This window comes from Asticcacaulis sp. W401b, assembly GCF_046503825.1.
Taxonomy (GTDB): Bacteria; Pseudomonadota; Alphaproteobacteria; order Caulobacterales; family Caulobacteraceae; genus Asticcacaulis.
Genome location: NZ_JBKFEE010000001.1, coordinates 26,396 through 47,148, shown reverse-complemented (window position 1 = coordinate 47,148; position 20,753 = coordinate 26,396). Strand labels below are relative to the sequence as shown.

Genomic DNA, 20,753 nt, shown 5'->3' with positions numbered 1-20,753 from the left:
TCATATGAATGTCATTGGACCCCGCGCCAGCCGCGCCCTAGACTGATCTCATGAAACTGCTGCCCCTCCTCGCTGCCGCCCTGCTTGTCGCCTCACCGGTTTCTGCTGAGACCCTGCGCCTGATGAGCTACAATATCCGCTACGCCAATCCGCAGGACGTGCCGCCGTGGCCGGAGCGCGGCCCGCGCATGGCGGCGCAGATCGCCTTCCTCGCGCCCGACGTGCTCGGCGTGCAGGAGGCCCTGCTGCCGATGGTCGATGACCTGTCGCAGGGGCTTGAGGACTATGACCACTACGGGGTCGGCCGAGATGACGGCGCGAAAGCCGGCGAAAGCACGACCGTTTTCTGGCGCCGCGACCGCTTTGAAAAAGTCTCAGCCATGACGCAGTGGTGCGGTCAGACGCCCGACACGCCATCGAAGGACGCTGATGCTGCCCTGCCGCGCACCTTCACCCGCCTGATCCTCAAGGACAAACGCAGCGGTCAGGTCTTTGACGTGCGCAACGCCCATTTTGACCATGTCGGCGTCAAGGCGCGCGAAAACTGTGCGGCGCAGATCCTGAGCCTGCCGACGGTGCCGGGCGCGCATCTGATCGTGCTGGGCGATTTCAACACCGGCATGGACAGCGCGCCCTATAAGCGCTTCACCGCCGACACCAGCCCGCTGAAAGACAGCCGCGTGGCCAGCCTGCGCCGCTTTGGCCCGACCGGCACCTTCAACGGCTTCGATATCCGTCAGACGGATGGCGAGGCCATCGACCATATTTTTGTGGATCGCGCCCTGAGCGTCACGCGCTTTGCCACCCTGACCGACAGCTTTTCGGGCAAGGTCATTTCCGACCACTTCCCCATCGTGGCCGATATCGAGCTGAAATAGGGGTATAGGGAACCACAGATGACACAGATTGCACAGATAGGCGCTTCGCGCCTGTGAGGTGGCAACCGAAGGGCTTTCGGCCCGAATCCCTTAATCTGTGCCATCTGTGAAATCTGTGGTTTGACCTTCTCACTTCACCTCAAGCCCGGTGAAAAAATTTCACACGAATTCGCTGCGGCGCTTCTTGACTCTCTCCGGTACCAACCCTAACTCAGGGGCGCGTTAGCACTCGGATATGCTGAGTGCTAACATTCATCTGAATAACATCGGAGACATCATATGAGCTTTCGTCCGCTGGGCGACCGCGTTCTCGTGAAGCGCGTTGAAGAAGAAGCCAAGACCAAGGGCGGGATCATCATCCCTGATACGGCCAAGGAAAAGCCGCAAGAAGGCGAAGTCGTCGCTGTCGGGCCGGGCGCCCGCAACGAAAAGGGCGAGCAAGTCGCTCTGGACGTGAAGGTCGGCGACCGCGTTCTGTTTGGCAAGTGGGGCGGCACCGAGGTCAAGCTGAACGGCGAAGACCTGCTGATCCTCAAAGAATCCGACATCCTGGGTGTGGTTGAGCGTTAATCCGCTCTGTCCCTCCCTATCCCGATAATACGCAACCAAAGGAACACCCGAAATGGCTGCTAAAGACGTACTGTTTTCCTCGGACGCGCGCGACAAGATCCTGCGCGGCGTCAATGTCCTCGCCAATGCTGTGAAGGTCACGCTTGGCCCCAAGGGCCGCAATGTCATCCTTGAAAAGTCGTTCGGCGCCCCGCGCTCGACCAAGGACGGCGTCTCGGTCGCCAAGGAAATCGAACTGGCCGATAAGTTCGAAAATCTGGGCGCGCAACTGATCCGCGAAGTCGCCTCCAAGACCAACGACAAGGCCGGTGACGGCACCACGACCGCCACGGTTCTGGCTCAGGCCATCGCCGTCGAAGGTCTGAAGTCGGTGTCTTCGGGCCGCAACCCGATGGACCTGAAGCGCGGTATCGACAAGGCCGTGGCCGTCGCCATCGCCGAAATCAAGGCCTCGTCCAAGCCCGTCACCTCGAACTCGGAAATCGCTCAGGTCGGCACCATCTCGGCCAACGGCGACACCGAAGTCGGTCAGATGATCGCTGACGCCATGGCCAAGGTCGGCAACGAAGGCGTCATCACCGTCGAAGAAGCCAAGACCGCCGAAACCGAACTGGACGTCGTCGAAGGCATGCAGTTCGACCGCGGCTACCTGTCGCCCTACTTCGTCACCAACCCGGACAAGATGGAAGCGGTCCTCGAAGACCCGTACATCCTGATCTTCGACAAGAAGATCTCGACCCTGCAACCCATCCTGCCGATCCTCGAAGCCGTGGTTCAGTCGGGCCGTCCGCTGCTCATCATCGCCGAAGACGTCGAAGGCGAGGCTCTGGCCACGCTCGTTGTCAACCGTCTGCGTGGTGGCCTGCGCGTCGCCGCCGTGAAGGCTCCGGGCTTCGGCGACCGCCGCAAGGCCATGCTGGAAGACATCGCCATCCTGACCGCCGGTCAGGTGATCTCCGAAGACATCGGCATCAAGCTTGAGACCGTGACCCTCGACATGCTGGGCCGCGCCAAGAAGGTGACGATCACCAAGGAAACCACCACCGTGGTCGATGGCGTCGGTGAAAAGGCGGAAATCGAAGGCCGCGTGGCTCAGATCAAGCAACAGATCGAAGAAACCACCTCGGACTACGACAAGGAAAAGCTGCAAGAGCGTCTGGCCAAGCTGGCCGGCGGCGTCGCGGTCATCCGCGTCGGCGGCTCGACCGAAGTCGAAGTGAAGGAAAAGAAGGACCGCGTCGATGACGCCCTGAACGCGACCCGCGCGGCCGTGGACGAAGGTATCGTTCCGGGCGGTGGTACGGCTCTGCTGAAGGCGTCGAAGAAGCTGGCCGACCTGACCGGCGACAACGACGATCAGACCGCCGGTATCGCCATCGTGCGCAAGGCCCTGCAGGCTCCGATCCGTCAGATCTCGGAAAACGCGGGCGTCGAAGGCTCGATCGTCGTCGGCAAGGTGCTGGAATCGAATGACGCCAACTTCGGCTTCAACGCTCAGACCGAAAAGTACGTGGACCTGGTCGCCGATGGCGTCATCGACCCGGCCAAGGTTGTGCGTACCGCTCTGCAAGACGCCGCTTCGGTGTCGGGCCTGCTGATCACGACGGAAGCCGCCGTGGTCGAAGCCCCGAAGAAGGAAGCGGCCCCGGCTATGCCCGGCGGCGGCATGGGCGGCATGGGCGGTATGGACTTCTAATTTGGCTCACGTCCCGATCCTACGGATCGGGACGTGGACAAAGGTCCATAACGAGAAAATTTTTCTCGAAGCGGTTCTTCGAAGAATTTTCGAGTCTTATGTGGAAAGAGCGGGTCTCACGACCCGCTCTTTTTTTGTTGCCATATATCAATTTTTATGAAATTATGGATATATGAAATTATGGAGGGGTTTATGAGGCAAGTTGAGATTGCAGATTCAGATTATGTACGACTCCAGAAGCTGGCCATACCGTTCGTCGATACGCCCGCCACGGTCATTGGGCGCCTCATTGACCAATACGAAACGATGCTGAATGCCCCGGCTGATCAGGAGGCACCGAAACCCAACGGAGTGACACGATATAGTGCCGCGCAAATCCCGCCTCTGGTTCATACTAAATTGCTCGATGCGCAATTCGCAGGTCAAAAGCCCCTCAAAATGACGTGGGATTCTTTGGTGCGTATGGCGCTTGAAAATGTATTTGCTCACGCCTCATCGGTTTCAGACCTGCGTCGCCTGTCAGGGGCGAATGTTGTCGAGGGGCAGAAGGAGGATGAAGGATATAAATACCTCCGAGAGCATAACTTTTCCTATCAAGGAGTATCGGCTGAAGACGCTGTAAACATTATCCTCCGCTGTGCAAAAACCCTAAATTGCCAAGTCGATATCGAGTTCGAATGGCGCAACAAAGAGGGGGCCTTCATGCCCGGTCAACGCGCGATCGTGTCTATTGAGGCTTAGGACCTATTAAATGGTTGCCTAAAGTTAGCCGGGCAGATTCACTCACAGCATGGAGGTATGCGGCGATGAGTAATTTGTTTCTTTAAAGCGAGACGCAGATGCGGCGGATAGAACCCTTTTTCCTTTATCGCATGGGGTTGCGCAGGTTAATGACCGCCGGATCATTTTCGGGATCATGGCCTGATGCGCCGAAAGCGTATGACCCGGACAAGACGATCACAAAGAGCCAGAATTAACACCCCTGCCGCGCCGCATGGATAATCCGCATGATTTCGATATACCGCGATTGGGGTTTGACACGGTAAATGACGATGTAATTGCGGTAGACAATCAGCTCACGCAGACCTTTCAGCTTCCCTGCTCGGCCCCGCAATGGAAAGAGCTGTAACTGTTCCACCCGTACGCGGAGTTCCTGTCCGAAACTGATGGCGCGCTCCGGCTTATCCTTGGCAATATAACGGATTATCTCAATCAGATCGTCGGCAGCCTGTGGACGCCACTCAACGACATAGACGTCAGGCCCCACGCTTCAAGCCTGCGATCTCAGCGTCCAGACGTGCCATAACCTCGGCATGCGGTATATTGGGGCGCGGGTCGTCGAGCGCTTCCTGCACCTGAGCAGAGACCCATTCCTGATAGGCCGTGTCTTCGGCCTGCGACTGTAGATAGTCCTGAATAACGTCGCTCAGCACATCATCAACCGCGCGCCCTTCGGCTTTAGCCGCCGCGCTGAACGCCGCCTTTAAATCGGCCTCTATCTCGAAACTGAATGTGGCCTTGCCCATACCGGTCCTCGCAACCGCTAACATTGCCTGCACAGGCTAACACAAAACCGGACAAGGCCAATACCGGTTTCAACCTGCCCTCACTTGCCAACGGTTCGCAGAGGCCGCTAGTGGCCAAAGCGTGTGAGGCAAACAGAAAGACGCAGAGCAGAGGGGCCTAGGGTCCGGACTCACTACAGCCACCAGATAACAGCGGCGGCGAGTGCGACGGCGCTCAAGAAGTTTTTGATGTTTCGGTCAAAGCGTGTGGCGAGGCGACGCCAGTCCTTTAGACGGCAGAACATGCGCTCAATGACGTTGCGCTGTTTGTAGATAGCCTTGTCGTATTCGTATTGGATTTTGCGGTTCTTGCGCGGCGGAATGATGGGCTCGGTACCGCGCGCGTCGAGCCATTCACGCAGGGCCTGGCTGTCATAGCCTTTGTCGGCGACAAGTTCGGCGGAGGGCGGCAGGGCCTCGATGCACAGCTTGGCCACCTTGCAATCGTGGACGTTGCCGGGTGTCAGGAGCAGGACGTGAGGACGCCCCTTCGCGTCGCAGAGGGCGTGGAGTTTGGTGTTGCGTCCGCCCTTCGTGCGGCCGATACCATGAGCCAAGGCCCCCCTTTTCCCCCTCCCGCGCAGCGGTGGACCTTGATGCAGCTGCTGTCGATGAACAGCCGATCCGGCGCATCCTCGGCACCCGCAAGCGCGCTGAAAATGCCCTCCCATATGCCACGTTCGGACCAGCGGACGAAGCGATTGTAGAGCGTCTTCTTCGGCCCATAGATATCGGCGCAATCCGCCCAGCGACACCACAACGCAGTGCATGGACGATGCCGCTCAGAACCCGGCGATCATCAACACGCGGCTTGCCCCGTACATCAGTCGGCAACAGGGGCTCGATCCGCTCCCATTGCGCATCGGAAAACCAAAAGAAATCAGCCATCTCACAACCTCTCGGACGAGGCAGTGAATCACAACATCCCACCCATGAAAACCCGCTTATTGGGTCCGGACCCTAATTCCCCAGGGCCATAAAGTCATAGACATTGGCCGGGCGGGTCACCACGATCGAGATCTTCTCTTCGAAAATCTGGATTTCGCCGCGCGCCACCGGGTGGTTGTTGGCCAGTATCCACACCTCATCGTGTTCACGCGCGTCCAGCGGGATGACCGCGCCGCGGCCCATGCGCAGAAGCTGCTGCATCGGCAGGACGGACCGCCCCAGAAGCACTGAGATTTCCACCGGTACGGAATTGACCTGAGACGACACGCTCGACTTGATCCCTTGAATGCCCATATAGAGCGCAATCCGATAAAGTGGGCACCACTTTTCGGAAAAATTGCGCTACCAACCAAAATCCCTGAGTGTGATGCATTTCTAAACGCATCACACGATAGGGAAGAACCCTCCCCCATCCGCCGCAGAATGGCCGAACATGCTGAACGACAGGTTAAGCCCCGCAGATTCCGATGACACTCAGCCCGATTTTGTGTCCCCGGACTTTTTCCTGAAAGACCCTGAGAACGGTCTGCCGGAATGGCGCGTCTCTGCGGGTCAGGTGTCCTATCCCGACGCCGTAGCCGCGATGGAGGCGCGCGTCGAAGCCATCCTCAGGGGCGAAGCGCGCGAACTGATCTGGCTGATCGAGCACCCGCCGCTTTATACGGCCGGCGTGTCGGCCAAACGCGAAGACCTGCTGGAGCCCGAGCGGTTCGAGGTTTTCGACAGCGCGCGCGGCGGGCAGTTCACCTATCACGGCCCCGGTCAGCGGGTGATCTATGTGATGCTGGACCTCAACCGGCGTACAAAGGACATCCGCGCCTTTATCAAGGCGCTGGAAGGCTGGATCATCGGCACGCTATGGCAGTTCAATGTCGAAGGTCATATCCGTGACGGGCGCGTTGGCGTGTGGGTCGAACGGCGCGACCGGGGGATTACCCCTATTCCCGAAGATAAAATCGCGGCCATCGGCATCAAGCTGCGCCGCTGGGTCAGCTTTCACGGCATCAGCCTGAATGTCGAGCCGGACCTCAGCCATTTCAATGGTATAGTGCCGTGCGGCATCTCGGAACACGGGGTAACCAGCCTGATTGATCTGGGCCTGCCGGTAACGATGGATGAGGTGGACTACGCCCTGCGTCAGCAATTTATCGAACGCTTCGGGCCGGTGGACTTGCGCGAATAACCGTCAAACCGCCTCGATGGGCTCGGCAAATCGCGTGGAACGCCCGTACCTGTTCGCCCCTCGTTCGCCGGGCATCGCGCCCAAGTCAATGGCCGCCCACAGCAGCACCAATGCGCCAACAAAGTCGAGGAAGTTATCCGGGCGTGGCCACACCATCATAAAGGCAATCAGGATCACCGCCGCCCACCAGCCGGAGCGCCCCCGGTCGTGCAAACGCTTCGACAACACGCACGCGGCACAAAACAGCAGTGCTGGATAGACCACCCACCCGGTCAGCACGCGCGGCGCGCCGGTAATGGCCGAGTCATAGATCATGAACAGCCCGACCAGCACCGCCAGGGCGATCAGGAACGGCGTTTGCCGCACCCGTCCGGTGGACGAAAAGAACAGCTCGCTCCAGTCGATTTTCTGGTTCATGATCCATCCCACGAAAAAAGCGGGAACACAAAGTCCCCGCCTTTTCGCTTAACACCGTCAACCGCTTGAGAAAAGACGCTTATCTGAGGCAGCGCTGCTTTTCTACCGCCGCTATTGCATCAGGCGCACCACGCTCAGCTTGCCACCGATGATGTTAAATGCCTGAATCAGCTCGTTGGCACTCTGGGCATCGAAATAGTGCTGGGCATCCGTGGCGCACGATTTCAGCGCGCTCAAAGCGGTGGGGTCCGTCACCCCCAGACCGATAACGAAGATTTCGATATTCTTGCCCTTGGCGTATTTACAAACATTATCCTGAACCGTGTAAGTCGGGGCAACCAGCTTCGCATCCGTCACCTGCCCCTTCTCGGCCGATACAGCTACCCCATTGGAGTCGGTATACATGGTGTTAGCTCCATCGGTCATCAGCACAATGACCTTCTTCGGCTCTTTGTTCTTGACGTCGTAAGCCAGACCTTCCTTGAACGGCGCCGGCGGAGACAGGGTATTCACGCCCCATATCAGTCCGCCGGGGATATAGGTACGAGGCTGATAACCGCCAATGCTGTGAACCAGACCATCTATCGATGCAGTTACGGTCGCTTTGTTATTACTAAGGGGCTGTATCGCCGTCGGGCACTGCTGCGAGGTTTCAAGGGCACCGGTATAGGCGGTGAGCGGGTCGGGCATCAGGGCCATCTTGGTCTTGGTATCGACCTGATGGCGCACACAGCCGTACCATTTGTAGTTTGTCGGACCGCTACAGGTCTCATAAGGCGCAACTGTCACGGTTGTACACACCTGATCCTTCCGGCAGGTAGCCGGCTTTATGACACCGTCTACATTGGTGGTACACGGGTACGTGGTTCCCGGCGTGCAGGTTGTCTTGGTCGTATTAGTCTTACAGGTCTTGGGCACGGTGTAGTCGGCGCCGACCGAAACCCAGGTCTGACCGCGATTGGCCACGCCGACATTGACATAGTTGGCATAGGGAACGACGGCGACCTTGACATAGTCCTTGTTGGCATCGGTCATGACGGTGTTGATAAGGTTCTTCGCCGCCGTCTTCAGTACGTCCAGACGCGTTTTCGTGCCATCGAGCTTATCGCTCATGGAGAAGGTATTATCGAGCACCAGCGACAATTCCAGCGTGCCATTGGCCGCCTGGATCGTCTTGCTGAGCACCTCATAAGGCATCTCCTTGATGTTCACGACGCCCAGAAGAAAGGTTTTATAGCTCCCCTTGGCCGTCACATAGTAGGTGCGCGTCGCCGTATCATATTGGAACTGGTCTATGGCTACCTTGTCCGGATTGTCGCCCAGTTCCTTATTGAGGCGTAAGGTCGCTGCCGTCCTGGCCTGCTCAACCGTAGACGGACGCAGGATCGCCACGGCCAGGGTCGCCGCATCCAGCGCATCCTGCGCCTTGGCCCGACGCGAAATGACGGTCGAAAAATCCAGCGCGCCGGCCATGGCCGCCGTCAGCAAAAAGAAAAACATACCGAACATAACGGCCGTGTTGCCACGGCGATCGCGGAAGAAGTCAGGCTGGCGCATGGTGTATCCGTGTATCTGTATCGGCTTTATCCCTGCAATTTACGCGCCAAAGCTTAAGATTCGCTCTATTGCAAAAACCCTGTAATGCCGCGCACGGAAACACCTGGAAATACCTGAAAGAAATCAGGAAATATCACCTACTTAGTCAGGCGCGTGCTCTGGATCGAGTAGAAGACCTTGGCCAGAGTCGAGGTCAACTGGCTTGAGGCCGTTACATCGTAGAAGTATTCCGGACGGCTGGCGCAGGATTTGAGCATGTCGGAATTACCCTCCATGACGCGGATCGTATAGACGGTGATCCCCAGATCCTTGGCCGCCTGACAGGCCAGCAGCGTGCGGGCATTGATCGTGGAGGCCGAGGTGCTCCACCGGTTCTGCGTGTTTTCACCGTCGGTAATGACGATCATGTACTTGTAGTTGGTCTTGTCGCTGTAGGGCTTGGCCGTATTGAACGGCAGTTCCGGCGACAGAAGCTCCATGCCCCACTGCACACCGATGGTGATATTGGTATTGCCGGCCGGCGTCAGCTTCTGGGCATGGGCTCGCACAGCGGCGATATCCGTGGTCAGCCCCATCACCGGCAAAAGGTTATTGGTGGCACATTTGGCTGCCGGATAGAGGGTGTCGGCATTGGACGCGATAGGAGATTGTCCCGACACATCATAGGGTTGTTTACGGTCGATGACGCAACCGTTCCAGCTGTCGGTGCCGACCCCCAGAAGGTCCGAATTGGCCGTAATGGTATCATTGCCCTTGATGGTGGTCGTCGATCCTGAGCCATAGCCCCCGGCGCTGGTCGGCGTCGCGGTGATCGTGCCGCTATACTGTGCATAGTAGTTATTGGGGCGGCCGTAATAGTCCGCCCATGGCCATGCCGTCGAATTGCTGGCGTTGTTGGTGCGCGCCCAGGTCGTCGTCGCATAATAGTCCGTTCGCGACACAACCGTGTAATTACAGTTGTTGTAGTAATAGTAGCCCGCCCTGCAAGATCCGTTACTTTGGGAATAGTAGGAGGTCACAAACACCCGGTAGGTGCCACCACTGGTCGTATAGGCATATATCAGCGCATTGGCTTTGCAGGCGGCGACATCCGCCGCACCGCTGCACATCAGGTCGCGCGTCGTCCCCACGGAGGTACAGCGATCCGCCGTCATGCTGCTGCCCGTGCAGCTATAGGTATAGGGCGTCTCGCCGAACTCCCCGGCGATGCCGGCGGCCGGAACGCCCTGAATATTCACCTGCGTATCGAACGGCACAATACCGACTCTGGCGTCCCACACATTCTGACCATTGACCAGCAGAGAGGCCAGAACGCTGTCCACTGCGGCCTTGAGGTTGGTCATGCGCGAATCCCGCGACATGGACCCCGTCGAGTCGAGCACCAGAGCGATTTCGGATTTACGCATTTCGGCTTCGGCGGTCGAGGTCGCGCCGATGCTGAGCGTTTTGATGCCCATCATACTCAGAAAGGTCGTGTTGATCTGGGCCCTGGCCGTATAAACCGCCGTCTTGTGCGAACCACTCGTTTCGAACGTCAGGCCTTTTGATGTCGGTGTAATGCCGCTGTCTGTCAGGTTGAGATTGAACACGGTGTCTGCGGCGGCCTTGGCGGCGGTTTCGTCTTTAGCCATCAAGGCCCCACGCAGCGCCGCTGCATCGGCTGCGTCCTGAAGCCGGTTGCTCTGCTCGTTGGCCAGACTGAACTCGACCCCACCCCCGGCGGCCGCCACCACAGTGGCCGCAAGCAGACCAAAAACAATCAGGGTGTTGCCGCGAGTATTACCCCAGAAACCCGCCTTCAGCGCATGGCCGCGGTTTTGGCGCAGACGACCGCCCGATTGCTTCAACATGTCATTTCTGCCCCAAAGGATGCACAGTTGCAGCAAATTTTATAAGAAATACATTAATGACGGAGAAAGAAGCATCCCTAACGCGCCGTTAAGCCCAATACGTGTTTACCGTAAACGGCGGGAAGCCTTACGGCCTTTTTCCCTGCGCCAGCCCAAGACCTTCACAGAGCGCCTGAATATCCGGGCTCAACTGTGCCTCCCAGCGGCGGCGACCGCCATCGGGATGCGGAAACTCGATGGCGCGGGCGTGCAGCATCAGGCGCGGCACGCGCAGACCGTCCAGACTAAGCGCGCCGCCGTAGCGGACGTCTCCCGCAATGGGACAGCCCAGATGCGCCATATGCACGCGGATCTGATGCATCCGGCCCGTAAACGGCTCACACTGTACCAGCGCCGAGGTGTCGGTACGGCTGAGCACGCGATAGGTGGTGCGGGCGGTCAGGGCGTCCGGATGATCGGCGGCGCAAACGCGACTATAGGCCTCCCGCCCGATCTCTTCGCGGCGCAGGGGCACGTCGATGACGCCTTCGTCCGCAAGATTTTGCGGATTGGCGACGATGCAGACATAGGTCTTGTGCACATCGCGCGCGGCTATGGCATTGCCGACAAAGGCCGCCGAGGTGCGCGTCTTGGCCGCCAGAATAATGCCCGACGTGTCGCGGTCCAGCCGGTGCAGCAGGCGCGGCTTGTTACCATTCGAGCGCGCAAAGGCCCACAGCATGTCATCGAGATTATGGAAATTGCCGCGCCCGCCCTGTGACGACAGGTTGGATGGCTTGTTAAAGCCCATAATCACCCCGTCTTCGTGGATCAGCATGGATTTGACCCACACGATCTCTTCGTCAGATAGTTTCAGCGGCCGGTCGATGGCCTTGGGGTTTTTGGGCGTCTGGACGGGGCGCGCCCAGCCCTTTGCTTCGCGCTCGGCAATGGCGGCTTTGTGCTGCGGCGACTGACGCGAGGCCTTTTTACGGTTGAGCTTGTCCTGCTTTTTCGGGGTCATGCGCGGCTCATACTATAGCCGTGTGCGCTTGCCCATAGGCCTTTCAGTCCTCACGTCGTTTGCCCGCCCCGCGACGGCCCCGAAAGCCGGAGCCGCTCAGCGAGCCAAACAGCGCCGCCAGAATGATCAGGGCCCCCAACGCAAAGGCGGCCCAGACGGCCAGCCATTGCCCGCTGATACCGATATTCAAAGCGCGCAATACCTGCCCGGCCTCGTAGGGGGCATAGAGGGCCAGCACCACCACAGCCGCAAAGACGGCAGCGACGATCCCAGCCCCTATCTTCAAAATCCGCACGACCTGGCTCATCCGTCACCTCACTTTGGAGAGCCGAGCCTATAGCCTCTCGTTAGCGATGACCAGCCATACGCACCGGCCCGACCGGACGGCGCAGGGATTGACGCAACGGCTGTGCTGACGGCTGCGCCAGCAGGTAAAACAGTACGAAGATACCCGCCCCCAGGGCCAGCAACTGCCACCAGCCGGAGCGATTGAGATCATGCAGACGGCGCGTAGTGACCGCTATATAGGGGACTAGCAGCAGTATCGGCGCGATGTAGAGCCAGCTCAGCCCAAAGGCCCCGTCTATCAGGGCGGCGGCACAATAGACGCCGACAAACAGCAACAGGAAGCCGCCATATTCGCCGCGCGACGCCCGGCCTTTGAAGTCAAAAGCGCGCGCAAGGCCGCTGCGCACCGCCGCCTCAAAGCCTGTCGTGCGGTGCGGCGCACCAAAGCGGTTCGGTCCGGTGGGGTGAATGACAAACGGCAGAAAAGCCGGCGCGATCCACAGCAGCAGAACGGCCAGTTGTTGCAGGGTTTCCGGTGACATAGCGCGTCTCCTTCATCAACGTGAAGGTCAGTCTGGACGTGAAATGGGCCGGAAATGGGGAGCGATTATCACAGAGCTGAGAGGGGAATGTAACTATCCCCGCAGGTTCGGTAACGCCTTGACCAGTTTATGAGGGATGAGAACCAACACCAGACTGAGGATGGCACTCACACCCATCTGCCAGCCTTGGGCCACTATCGAGCTGCCTGATATATCGGTGGCGATCATGCCCAGCCAAGGCCCCAGCCGGATCATGGCGGTATAGGCAAGATACAGACCGAAGAAGCGAAAAACCACAGCCTGCCACGCCTCGACTCCAGCACCGCTCTCAGAAGCCGCCTGCTGGGGCGGGGTAATTTGCCGGGCAATCCAGCCCGCCATCAGCCACAAACCGAGAATGAACGTCAAAAAAACGGCTATGGTCACAAGCGCCACGCCCCTCGACTGCGCATCCATTGTCGGCAAAAGAGGAAACGCGGCCGAAAACTCAAGCAATCGGCTGAATACATATATCGCCAACAGGCGGGCAGATATGAAGGCAATATCATAAGGCGTCACGCCTTTGGCAGATGTCTGATCGGTTTGCATAGCTATTCCCCCCTTTGCTGCTGTTTCTTTTCCCGCAATTGTGCCCAGTATTCAAGCCTTTGTCGCGTCTTGCCCTCGTGCCCCTCGCCTTTCGGATCGTAGAAGCGCGGGCGTTCCATACCATCCGGAAAATAGTTCTGACCCGAAAAGCCGTCAGGGTCATCCGGGTCGTAGATATAGCCTTCGCCATAGCCCAGTTGCTTCATCAATTTGGTAGGCGCATTGCGGATGACTTCGGGCGGGTCGAGCGTCGCGGTGTCCTTCGCCGCCTTCATCGCCGCCTTGAAGGCCGTATAGACAGCGTTCGATTTGGGGGCCGAGGCCATGTGGACAAGCGCCTGAGCAATGGCCAGTTCGCCTTCCGGAGAGCCCAGCACCTCATAGGTTTCGCGCGCCGCATTGGTCATGATCAGCGACATGGGATCGGCATTGCCGATGTCTTCGGAGGCCATGCGCTGCATCCGCCGCACGATGTACAGCGGGTCTTCGCCGCCCTGTAGCATCCGCGCAAACCAGTAGAGTGCCGCATCGGGGTCGGAACCGCGCACCGACTTATGCAGGGCCGAGATCAGGTTGTAGTGGCCTTCGCGGTCCTTATCGTAATTGGGACGGCGCTTTTGCAGGTTTTGCAGCAGGGCCTCGCTATTCAGCGGCGCCTCAAACCCCATCGAGGCCAGAGACTCGATCAGGGTCAGCAGATAGCGCCCGTCGCCGTCGGCCAGCCCTTTCAACGTCTCCTTCGCCTCGTCCATCAGCGGCAAGGCGTGCCCCAGATGCGTTTCGGCGCGGGTGATAAGCTTGTCCATCGCCTCATCATCGAGGCGCTTCAGCACAAACACCTGACAGCGCGACAAAAGCGCGCCGTTCAGCTCAAACGACGGGTTTTCCGTCGTCGCCCCGATCAGGGTGACCACGCCGGCTTCGACATAGGGCAGGAAGCTGTCCTGCTGGGCGCGGTTAAAGCGATGAATTTCATCGACAAACAGGACGCTGCGCACCCCTTGGTTGCGGCGGGCCTGCGCGTATTCAAAGGCCTTTTTCAGATCGGCGACGCCGGAAAAAACAGCCGAAATCTGCTGAAACTCATAGCCGACGCTGGCCGCCAGCAACCGCGCTATTGTCGTCTTGCCGACGCCCGGCGGCCCCCACAGGATCAGCGACGGCAAAAACCCGCGATCAACGGCGCGCGCAATGGCCCCGCCTTCGCCCAGCAGGTGGTCCTGGCCCACGATCTCGGACAAGGCCTGCGGCCGCAAGCGCTCAGCCAGCGGCTTGAACCCTTCGGGAGTTGCGGTCAGGGTCGGAGCGGACGGCGTCAGGCCAGCCGCCTGAAACAGGTCATGGGGCGCAGAAGACATGGAACATGTATAGAACATGTTGCCGGGACAGGAAAAGCCGTGAAATGGACCGTCGTCGGGTTTTTTCCGGGGGGTTGAGCCCCGACTTCTTCTCCCCGTGCTCAGGCGATAGAGGAGATATCAGCCCGACTTTTTATACGGCGTGCCGTCGGGCCATTTGCCGATGCGGGCGGCGCGTTGTTCGCGCATCTGCGCCTGTTTGTCGGCCCAGGCCTTTGACCACTCACCGTGCGGAGAGGCCGCGGGCGTTGCCTCTGGTTTCGCTTCTTCTGTCTGTTCAGGGGCTGCCTCCCCTCTCGTCACGGGGCTGCCTGTCTCCTCTTCTCTAAGCCCGTCAGGGCGCGACGGAGGCTGTGGATCGGCGCGAGGACGACGAGACGCAGCGGGCGTTTCGGTCGGAGTTGCCTCCTTGACCGGCTTCGATTTCGCCTTCAGCAGTGGCGTGTATATCCCCCGCAACATCCGCTCGACGGCCATGATGGCGCGGGCGGTGCGACCAATCTCGATAGCCGTGGTGGGGCGCGGCGCGGTTTCGAGCGCGGTCAGAATCTGATCCGCAAGGCGCATCAGGCGGTCATAGGCGGCGGTGTGGGCGGCGGGGATGTGAGGGGCGATCTGTGTCATGGGCTCAGCATGACAGAGGTTCACGCGGCGGGGACAGATTGTGAGAAAACGCGCTTAAGCGATTGAAATTGTGCATGTCGCAGCGGGGATAGATTTTTTTGCCACAGATAGTCACGGATGGCGGGCTTTGCCCGCCGAACACGGATGATGCGTGCTCCGGACTTCTCAGGCGCACAATGAATATCCATGAGGCCGCGCCAGCGGCCATCCGTGTCTATCCGTGGTAAAAATCGTACAGGCAGTTCTCACGCCTTGGTAAACAGGCGCACGCCAAAGACCGGACCAGCGGTCTTCCCCTCCTGCGGATTGAACTTGACCGTGACCTTTTGTTTGCCACGCGTCAGTTCGTGCGGGATGGGGTAATCGACGTCGATCCACGCGCCCGGCTGACGGCCCGACAGGCGCTCATGCGCGATGACCGTGCCGTCGATCTCGATGGTGAAGCTGCGGTTGAATTCCGAGCCCCAATAGGTCGCCTGAAGCACCAGCGGGCCAGAATCGTTTTTGCCGTCCTTGGTCGTCTTCATCTCAAAGCTGAAGAAGCCCCCGGTGCGGGCGTCGCGGCCATTACGGGCGCGATAGACCACCGGGTAGGAGTTGCCGCCGGTTTGCAGGTTGTGGTCGCGTTCGGGCTGCATTTCGCCCAGATGCGTGACATCGACCGAACGGTTGGCAATATCTTTCAGACGGGCCTGTTCGGCGCGATAGGCGACCTGGGCCTGCGCCCATTCCGCGTCGCTGTAGCGGTTGAAATAGACCGCTGTGCGGCGTTCGTACTGCGCATAGAAAGGACGGAAAGTCATATCCCCCGGACGTCCTGAGCCTTTGGATACATATACCGCTTCGGCCACCGAGACGGGTTGGAAGCTGCCGATCAGATCGGAGCCGACCAGTGCCGGGGCATCGCCTTCCCACGGCTTATCCGCCGGCCCCAGATCGGCGGCCAGCACCATCGGGCCGCGCAGCAGGGCCACGACCTTGTCATCGCCGGCTGCGGTCTCAAAACGCAGCTCCAGCGGCAGGTCGAGCGTCACCACGTCGCCCGCGCGCCATTTGCGGGTGATCAGGGCATAGCCGTCGCTCATCCTGGCCAGGGCCGGCTTGCCATTGACGCGCAGGCTTGAGGTTTTGGCCCAGCCGGGGATGCGCACGGCCACGGTAAAGGTCTTCGTGCCCGAAAGCTGGTTTAGTTTCAGCGCCACCTGCCCCTCATAGGGGTATTTGGTGGTCAGTTCGAACGCCGCCTTTTGCGCCGCCCAATTGACCTTTGACGGGATGAACAGGTTGACGAACAGCGTTTTGTCCTGCTGCCAGTAGATCGAATCCCCGTGCTTGGAATGGGTTTCGATCCCCGACAGCACGCAGCACCAGAAGGAGTTTTCCTCATCGGAGAAGCCGCGCGCTGTGCCCGACATCAGCGGCATCATATAGGTGAACATGCCGGTTTTCGGGTTCTGATGCGCCAGCATGTGGTTGAGGTGCGCACGCTCGTAATAGTCGAACCACGCCGCCTTCGGCGACCAGCTATACAGGTGCCGCGTCAGCTTCAACATATTGTAGGTGTTGCAGCTCTCGCAGGTCTGCTCGGTGATATGGGCCGAGATGGTGTCCGGTTCGAAGAAGTATTCCCGGTCGGCATTGCCGCCAATGACGAAGCTGTGGTGGTTGACGACGCGCTCCCAGAAGAAGCTGGAGGCGGTCTGATACTGCGGCTTCTGCGTCAGTTCATAAAGGCGCGCCAGACCGATCAGCTTGGGCACCTGCGTATTGGCGTGGTTGTTGGCCAGCTTGTCTTCACGGGCCGCCAGCGGGTCAAGCATCCGGTGGTGATAGAGCCGCTCCGACAGTTTCAGCCAGCGCGGATTGTTCGTGCGGCTATAGAGTTCAGCGAAGCTCTCATTGATGCCGCCGTGTTCACAATCGAGCACCTTCTGCGTCTGGGCGTCGTCCAGCGCCGCAAAGACCTTTTCGATATAGCCGCCCAGCTTTTCGGCCACCGGGATGCCGCGGTCGATGCCGCAATAGGCCTGCGCGTCCAGAAGCCCGGCAAACAGCTTGTGCCAGTTATAGAAGGGCACCCAACAGCCATTGAGATCGAAGCCCGCCGAGCGGATATCGCCCGCCATGATTTCGGGGAAGATTTCCTTGCCATCGACGATGGAGCCGTCCTTACGCTTGCGCATAAAGCCCGCCGCATAGCCGTCGCCCTGCGCCGCCTGCACCTTTTCGAGTTCGGAAATAATGTAGTGGATGCGGGTCACACATTCGGCATCACCCGTTTGGGCGTGCATCAGCGACAGGGCCGACAGATAGTGCCCCAGCCCCTCACCCGCGATGGTGTCGGATTCCCAGCCGCCGTAAATCTCCCCCTTCACCGGCAGACCGGCGAACTTGTGATAATTGTGCAGGAAGCGGTCGGGCGAGAGGAACAGCAGATAGCGTCGGTTGGCCTCTACAGCGTCAAGAAAGGGCGACGGCAGCAGGCGCACCTGCGTCAGCGGAATGGGCGTAGCGACGATGGGGGCTGAGGCCACGGCCGGGCCGCCGATGGCGGTCAGAAGCGTCAGGGCCCCCGCTCCACACAGCAAGGCGCGGCGATCGGTTTGAAAGGTCGTGCGGATCATCTGGCGTTTCCCTGTGTCAGGCGCGGTTCAGGTCTATGGTGACGGGTTCGGCTTTCAGCGGGACCGCATAGGCGCCCAGAGCCTTATCGGCCTTGAGGCTATAGGGCCTGGCCCCCTTCACCGTGGTTTCAAAATTCACGTAGGCGACGGGCGTTTGAGCGTCGGCAGCCGCCAGGGTCAGGTGCACCTTACCGCTGACGCTGTCATAGGCGACCTCCGCGATCTTACCGGCATCCAGCGTGATCCACAGACCCGCCGGAGCGATAAAGACGCGGCGGCGGGCGCTGTCCTTGGGCGCAAGACGGATCACGCCATCGGACGTTTTGACTATGCCGCCAAAGCCGGTCCAGCCGAACACCGGGTGTTTAACCAGATACGAGGCCGAGGTCACGGCGTGACCGAAGAAGCTCATGCCGTAGTCGCCATTGATGGCGTCCCACTTCATGGCGTCCGGGAAGGAGTGGAAGGCCGCCGAGGCAAAACCCTCTGCGTCGATATTGGTCAGCGAGCCCATCAGCCCGCCATAGGCGACGCGCAGCATGTAGAGGTCATCCGGCGTTTCGCGGTAGGCGTCGAACAGCGGCACGGCATTGAGCGACGAGCCGTAATGGTGCAACTGACGCTCAATCCGCGACAGCTTGCCGGTATAGAGGAAGTCCCAGAAGCGCCGTGCCGAGCCGTTATAGCCCCAGTGCGGGATGGCCGGATCATAGGCCATGATGACTTCGCGCGTGACATCGGCCTTATCCTGATGGCCGAAATAGCGCATCCACATATAGACTTCGGCCTGACCGGTGGAATCCCACGGCATTTCCGAGCCGAACGGATATTTCAGCGTCTTCCAGATTTCGACGCGGCCTTTCATCAACGCCTCGACCTCTGCGGCCAGTTCGGTCCAGCCTTCCCGCTTCAGATCGAGCAGGATGTAGAGGAAGACATCGCCTTCCATCTGTCCGAACTGCGTATAGTAAGGCGCCTTGCTCATCATGGCCTTGATGGTTTCCGCCGCCCGCGTCAGATAGGTCTGCCAGGTTTCGCCAGCCGTCATGCCCGTGTGGTAGCGGCCGAGGCGATACAGCGTCCACCACGCCGCCGCCGGGTGCGGATAGTTGTACGACCGCCCCAGATCGGCGGCGTGCTTGCGGTCCCAGGCTGACCACACCTTCCAGTTCAGAGACGCATCATAGGTGCCCTTGGGCATCCCTTCGGGGTCATAGAACATCAGCGACTTGCGCACGCCGTACTTATCGAGGCCGTCCGGCGTCTGGATTTGCCCCCACAGGGTGGTGTTGGCGAAGCGCTCGAACTTTTGCACCTCTTCGGGCTTCGGATTGTCGAGCTGTTTCATGATGGCCGCCAGCCACGCCCCGGCCCCGCCTTCGTCGGACAGGCCCGACACCCAGACGCGATTGTCCTGAAGCACCAGCGCGTTCTTTTCGCGGTCGTAAATCATGATTGACGGCGAGCGTTTGAACGGATCATCGGGGTTTTCGTACCACTGCTTCGTGGTCAGGAAGTGCCCCATATCGGCCACGGCCTCGGCTTGCGGCTTGGTCACCTTGTAATGGACGGTCTGCTGCGTGCCGTCGGCATAGGTCAGGGTCAGGCGCGCGCGGCCCAACGTCTTGCCCGCCACGCTGTATTTCAGCCAGCCACCCTTGACGCTGCCCGCAGGCGTGACCTCCAGCGCGCCCTGCGGATGCACCGCGAAGGCCGTGACCGCCTTGGGCGCATGGACGAACAGGTCGGCGGGCAGGTCGGTCGGCACCACATAGCCGGGGATGCCCACGGCGACCGGACGGCCCTGTTTGATCAGGGTCGGCTCGATCTCACGGATCGAGGGCGACAGTACGAATTTCAGCGCCACGCTGGTCGATTGCCCCGGCTTCAGCATCAGCGACGTGGGCGTGTTCCACTGTTCGACGCCCTTCCATTCGCTGTCGGCAAAGCCCTTGGCGTGCGTCATCCAGCTATAGAAGCCTTCGAACGTCATATTGCGCGGCTCGATATCGCTGTAGATGGCCGGCTTTTTGTCGGCGTCGCGCGTGTTGAGGATCGGCTTGTACAACTCGAACTTCGCCGTATCGCTGGCGGGCAGCACCAGCAGCGACGGCCCCTGCCCGTTCAGACGGTTGACCTGAAGATAGCCGGCATTCAGGCCGACGTAAGGGTCGTAAAACGAGGCGACATCATGAGCCTCATCGAGGTGACGCCCGCTGATGATATTGTCGAAGACCATGGCCATGCCCAGACCGCCGACTTCAATCGTCTTTTGGGTGGGGTTCGTCAGAGTAAAGCGCAGGACCAGCTTGCCCTCAGACACACTCCACGTCCGCACCACCTTCAGCGGCATATCGGCACCGAGGCTGGGGGTGATGTCCGCCGAGGCCAAAGCGCCTTTCGGCTTGGGCAGGGCCTTGACCTTGACGCGGCGATAGGCCGTCGAATGGTCGCTCCAAGTCTTGTCGCCTTCGGCGCGCACACGCAGGTCGAGATCGCCCAGACGGTAGCAGCCATCGCCCAGACGCTGGGTGAAACGGTGACGCGGGGCGAAGTCGAAGCCGCCCCCCACGCCCTTGGGGGCCAGCGAGACGAGGGTTTGGGAGGTTTCCTGAAGCTCGATATGAAAGTCCGGCGTTTCGTGAACGGTGGTTTGCGCCTCCGGGCTGTTCCAGGCCAGCCCTGCTGTATCCGCGGCCTGCGCCAGAGCGGGCGCGGCCAGTGCTGCGGCCATAGCCGTCAGACTGGTACGGCGGGTCAGGGTCGAAACGGCGGATGGCGTCATGGTTCACTCCCTCGGGTGAAAAAGAGTTTTATTCGCGAAAAATACTCAGGGTTATTCTTCGCGCTAAGGCAACAGGTTCGCCTGATCTTTGTCGGCGAACGTAAAAGAGGGCGTCCACCACCTCGCCAGGGACGGCAGATGGTGGACAACCCGGAGAGTGGCAGGCCCTGACAACCCGGAGGAAGTCAATAATGCCGTCAGGACCGAACGCCAGAGGGACAGAACTCTCATCACCGGAATTGCGAGGTGCCCGTCCGCGAAAAATGTAACCCCGCTT

The 20,753-nt window shown here is 59.8% G+C and carries 19 protein-coding genes and 1 pseudogene; 5 read left to right on the top strand and 15 right to left on the bottom strand.

The window, feature by feature from the left end; translation table 11 throughout:
- Nucleotides 1–50 precede the first annotated feature (50 nt).
- From ACK8OE_RS00200 to ACK8OE_RS00185, 4 genes are all read left to right on the top strand, one after another.
- Nucleotides 51–878: an endonuclease/exonuclease/phosphatase family protein gene (locus tag ACK8OE_RS00200; RefSeq protein WP_410270903.1), complete on the top strand. Its 828-nt coding sequence runs from the start codon at nt 51–53 to the stop codon at nt 876–878.
- A 279-nt stretch (nt 879–1,157) separates the two neighbouring features.
- A complete protein-coding gene (gene groES / locus ACK8OE_RS00195; RefSeq protein ID WP_013478704.1) occupies nt 1,158–1,448 on the top strand; it encodes a co-chaperone GroES in 291 nt (96 codons plus the stop codon).
- A 52-nt stretch (nt 1,449–1,500) separates the two neighbouring features.
- Complete coding sequence (groL, locus tag ACK8OE_RS00190; protein WP_013478703.1) at nt 1,501–3,144, top strand: chaperonin GroEL; 1,644 nt, start codon at nt 1,501–1,503, stop codon at nt 3,142–3,144.
- A gap of 192 nt (nt 3,145–3,336) precedes the next feature.
- Complete coding sequence (locus ACK8OE_RS00185; RefSeq protein WP_410270902.1) at nt 3,337–3,885, top strand: T4SS efffector SepA family protein; 549 nt, start codon at nt 3,337–3,339, stop codon at nt 3,883–3,885.
- A gap of 232 nt (nt 3,886–4,117) precedes the next feature.
- Here ACK8OE_RS00185 and ACK8OE_RS00180 read toward each other — a convergent pair whose 3' ends face one another.
- The 4 genes and pseudogenes from ACK8OE_RS00180 to ACK8OE_RS00165 form a co-directional block, all read right to left on the bottom strand.
- Nucleotides 4,118–4,411: a type II toxin-antitoxin system RelE/ParE family toxin gene (locus ACK8OE_RS00180; RefSeq protein ID WP_410270901.1), complete on the bottom strand. Its 294-nt coding sequence runs from the start codon at nt 4,409–4,411 to the stop codon at nt 4,118–4,120.
- Nucleotides 4,401–4,670, bottom strand: a complete 270-nt coding sequence (locus ACK8OE_RS00175; protein WP_410270900.1) for a hypothetical protein — start codon at nt 4,668–4,670, stop codon at nt 4,401–4,403. The genes ACK8OE_RS00180 and ACK8OE_RS00175 overlap by 11 nt, the downstream gene beginning before the upstream one ends.
- Before the next feature lie 173 nt (nt 4,671–4,843).
- Nucleotides 4,844–5,597: pseudogene (locus tag ACK8OE_RS00170) on the bottom strand (IS5 family transposase).
- A gap of 72 nt (nt 5,598–5,669) precedes the next feature.
- Nucleotides 5,670–5,951 carry a FliM/FliN family flagellar motor switch protein gene (locus ACK8OE_RS00165; RefSeq protein ID WP_013478892.1) on the bottom strand — a complete coding sequence of 94 codons (282 nt, stop codon included), beginning with the start codon at nt 5,949–5,951 and terminating at the stop codon, nt 5,670–5,672.
- A gap of 139 nt (nt 5,952–6,090) precedes the next feature.
- On the opposite strand from ACK8OE_RS00165, the gene lipB reads away from it, so the two are divergent.
- Nucleotides 6,091–6,840, top strand: coding sequence for a lipoyl(octanoyl) transferase LipB (gene lipB, locus ACK8OE_RS00160; RefSeq protein ID WP_410270899.1), 750 nt, complete (start codon nt 6,091–6,093; stop codon nt 6,838–6,840).
- A gap of 3 nt (nt 6,841–6,843) precedes the next feature.
- Here the strand turns inward: lipB and ACK8OE_RS00155 are convergent, their stop codons facing one another.
- From ACK8OE_RS00155 to ACK8OE_RS00105, 11 genes are all read right to left on the bottom strand, one after another.
- Nucleotides 6,844–7,257, bottom strand: coding sequence for a DUF805 domain-containing protein (locus tag ACK8OE_RS00155; RefSeq protein WP_410270898.1), 414 nt, complete (start codon nt 7,255–7,257; stop codon nt 6,844–6,846).
- Between the two features lie 111 nt (nt 7,258–7,368).
- Nucleotides 7,369–8,814 (bottom strand): VWA domain-containing protein, encoded by a 1,446-nt coding sequence (locus tag ACK8OE_RS00150; RefSeq protein ID WP_410270897.1) that lies wholly within the window; start codon nt 8,812–8,814, stop codon nt 7,369–7,371.
- A 137-nt stretch (nt 8,815–8,951) separates the two neighbouring features.
- The gene (locus ACK8OE_RS00145; RefSeq protein ID WP_410270896.1) at nt 8,952–10,664 is read right to left on the bottom strand and encodes a pilus assembly protein TadG-related protein; all 1,713 of its coding nucleotides are present in this window, start codon (nt 10,662–10,664) and stop codon (nt 8,952–8,954) included.
- Between the two features lie 127 nt (nt 10,665–10,791).
- On the bottom strand, nt 10,792–11,667 hold the full coding sequence (locus ACK8OE_RS00140; protein ID WP_410270895.1) for an RluA family pseudouridine synthase: 876 nt from the start codon (nt 11,665–11,667) through the stop codon (nt 10,792–10,794).
- Nucleotides 11,668–11,710: 43 nt separating this feature from the next.
- Nucleotides 11,711–11,974: a hypothetical protein gene (locus ACK8OE_RS00135; protein WP_410270894.1), complete on the bottom strand. Its 264-nt coding sequence runs from the start codon at nt 11,972–11,974 to the stop codon at nt 11,711–11,713.
- A 40-nt stretch (nt 11,975–12,014) separates the two neighbouring features.
- Nucleotides 12,015–12,497 (bottom strand): DUF805 domain-containing protein, encoded by a 483-nt coding sequence (locus tag ACK8OE_RS00130; protein WP_410270893.1) that lies wholly within the window; start codon nt 12,495–12,497, stop codon nt 12,015–12,017.
- Nucleotides 12,498–12,590: 93 nt separating this feature from the next.
- Entirely contained in the window at nt 12,591–13,085 is a 495-nt protein-coding gene (locus ACK8OE_RS00125) for a hypothetical protein (RefSeq protein ID WP_410270892.1), read from the bottom strand.
- Nucleotides 13,086–13,087: 2 nt separating this feature from the next.
- A complete protein-coding gene (locus ACK8OE_RS00120) occupies nt 13,088–14,443 on the bottom strand; it encodes a replication-associated recombination protein A (RefSeq protein WP_410270891.1) in 1,356 nt (451 codons plus the stop codon).
- Between the two features lie 120 nt (nt 14,444–14,563).
- Complete coding sequence (locus ACK8OE_RS00115) at nt 14,564–15,067, bottom strand: hypothetical protein (protein ID WP_410270890.1); 504 nt, start codon at nt 15,065–15,067, stop codon at nt 14,564–14,566.
- A 245-nt stretch (nt 15,068–15,312) separates the two neighbouring features.
- Nucleotides 15,313–17,691: a beta-L-arabinofuranosidase domain-containing protein gene (locus tag ACK8OE_RS00110; protein ID WP_410270889.1), complete on the bottom strand. Its 2,379-nt coding sequence runs from the start codon at nt 17,689–17,691 to the stop codon at nt 15,313–15,315.
- Between the two features lie 16 nt (nt 17,692–17,707).
- Nucleotides 17,708–20,476: a DUF5695 domain-containing protein gene (locus tag ACK8OE_RS00105; RefSeq protein ID WP_410270888.1), complete on the bottom strand. Its 2,769-nt coding sequence runs from the start codon at nt 20,474–20,476 to the stop codon at nt 17,708–17,710.
- Nucleotides 20,477–20,753: the final 277 nt, after the last annotated feature.

What these genes read in the sequence shown, in the direction of transcription:
- ACK8OE_RS00125 (WP_410270892.1), bottom strand. Translation starts at nt 13,085, where the DNA reads ATGCAAACCGATCAGACATCTGCCAAAGGCGTGACGCCTTATGATATT.
- ACK8OE_RS00105 (WP_410270888.1), bottom strand. Translation starts at nt 20,476, where the DNA reads ATGACGCCATCCGCCGTTTCGACCCTGACCCGCCGTACCAGTCTGACG.
- groL (WP_013478703.1), top strand. Translation starts at nt 1,501, where the DNA reads ATGGCTGCTAAAGACGTACTGTTTTCCTCGGACGCGCGCGACAAGATC.
- ACK8OE_RS00120 (WP_410270891.1), bottom strand. Translation starts at nt 14,443, where the DNA reads ATGTCTTCTGCGCCCCATGACCTGTTTCAGGCGGCTGGCCTGACGCCG.
- ACK8OE_RS00130 (WP_410270893.1), bottom strand. Translation starts at nt 12,497, where the DNA reads ATGTCACCGGAAACCCTGCAACAACTGGCCGTTCTGCTGCTGTGGATC.
- ACK8OE_RS00155 (WP_410270898.1), bottom strand. Translation starts at nt 7,257, where the DNA reads ATGAACCAGAAAATCGACTGGAGCGAGCTGTTCTTTTCGTCCACCGGA.
- ACK8OE_RS00135 (WP_410270894.1), bottom strand. Translation starts at nt 11,974, where the DNA reads ATGAGCCAGGTCGTGCGGATTTTGAAGATAGGGGCTGGGATCGTCGCT.
- ACK8OE_RS00165 (WP_013478892.1), bottom strand. Translation starts at nt 5,951, where the DNA reads ATGGGCATTCAAGGGATCAAGTCGAGCGTGTCGTCTCAGGTCAATTCC.
- ACK8OE_RS00145 (WP_410270896.1), bottom strand. Translation starts at nt 10,664, where the DNA reads ATGTTGAAGCAATCGGGCGGTCGTCTGCGCCAAAACCGCGGCCATGCG.
- groES (WP_013478704.1), top strand. Translation starts at nt 1,158, where the DNA reads ATGAGCTTTCGTCCGCTGGGCGACCGCGTTCTCGTGAAGCGCGTTGAA.
- ACK8OE_RS00175 (WP_410270900.1), bottom strand. Translation starts at nt 4,670, where the DNA reads ATGGGCAAGGCCACATTCAGTTTCGAGATAGAGGCCGATTTAAAGGCG.
- lipB (WP_410270899.1), top strand. Translation starts at nt 6,091, where the DNA reads ATGCTGAACGACAGGTTAAGCCCCGCAGATTCCGATGACACTCAGCCC.
- ACK8OE_RS00185 (WP_410270902.1), top strand. Translation starts at nt 3,337, where the DNA reads ATGAGGCAAGTTGAGATTGCAGATTCAGATTATGTACGACTCCAGAAG.
- ACK8OE_RS00115 (WP_410270890.1), bottom strand. Translation starts at nt 15,067, where the DNA reads ATGACACAGATCGCCCCTCACATCCCCGCCGCCCACACCGCCGCCTAT.
- ACK8OE_RS00140 (WP_410270895.1), bottom strand. Translation starts at nt 11,667, where the DNA reads ATGACCCCGAAAAAGCAGGACAAGCTCAACCGTAAAAAGGCCTCGCGT.
- ACK8OE_RS00200 (WP_410270903.1), top strand. Translation starts at nt 51, where the DNA reads ATGAAACTGCTGCCCCTCCTCGCTGCCGCCCTGCTTGTCGCCTCACCG.
- ACK8OE_RS00150 (WP_410270897.1), bottom strand. Translation starts at nt 8,814, where the DNA reads ATGCGCCAGCCTGACTTCTTCCGCGATCGCCGTGGCAACACGGCCGTT.
- ACK8OE_RS00110 (WP_410270889.1), bottom strand. Translation starts at nt 17,691, where the DNA reads ATGATCCGCACGACCTTTCAAACCGATCGCCGCGCCTTGCTGTGTGGA.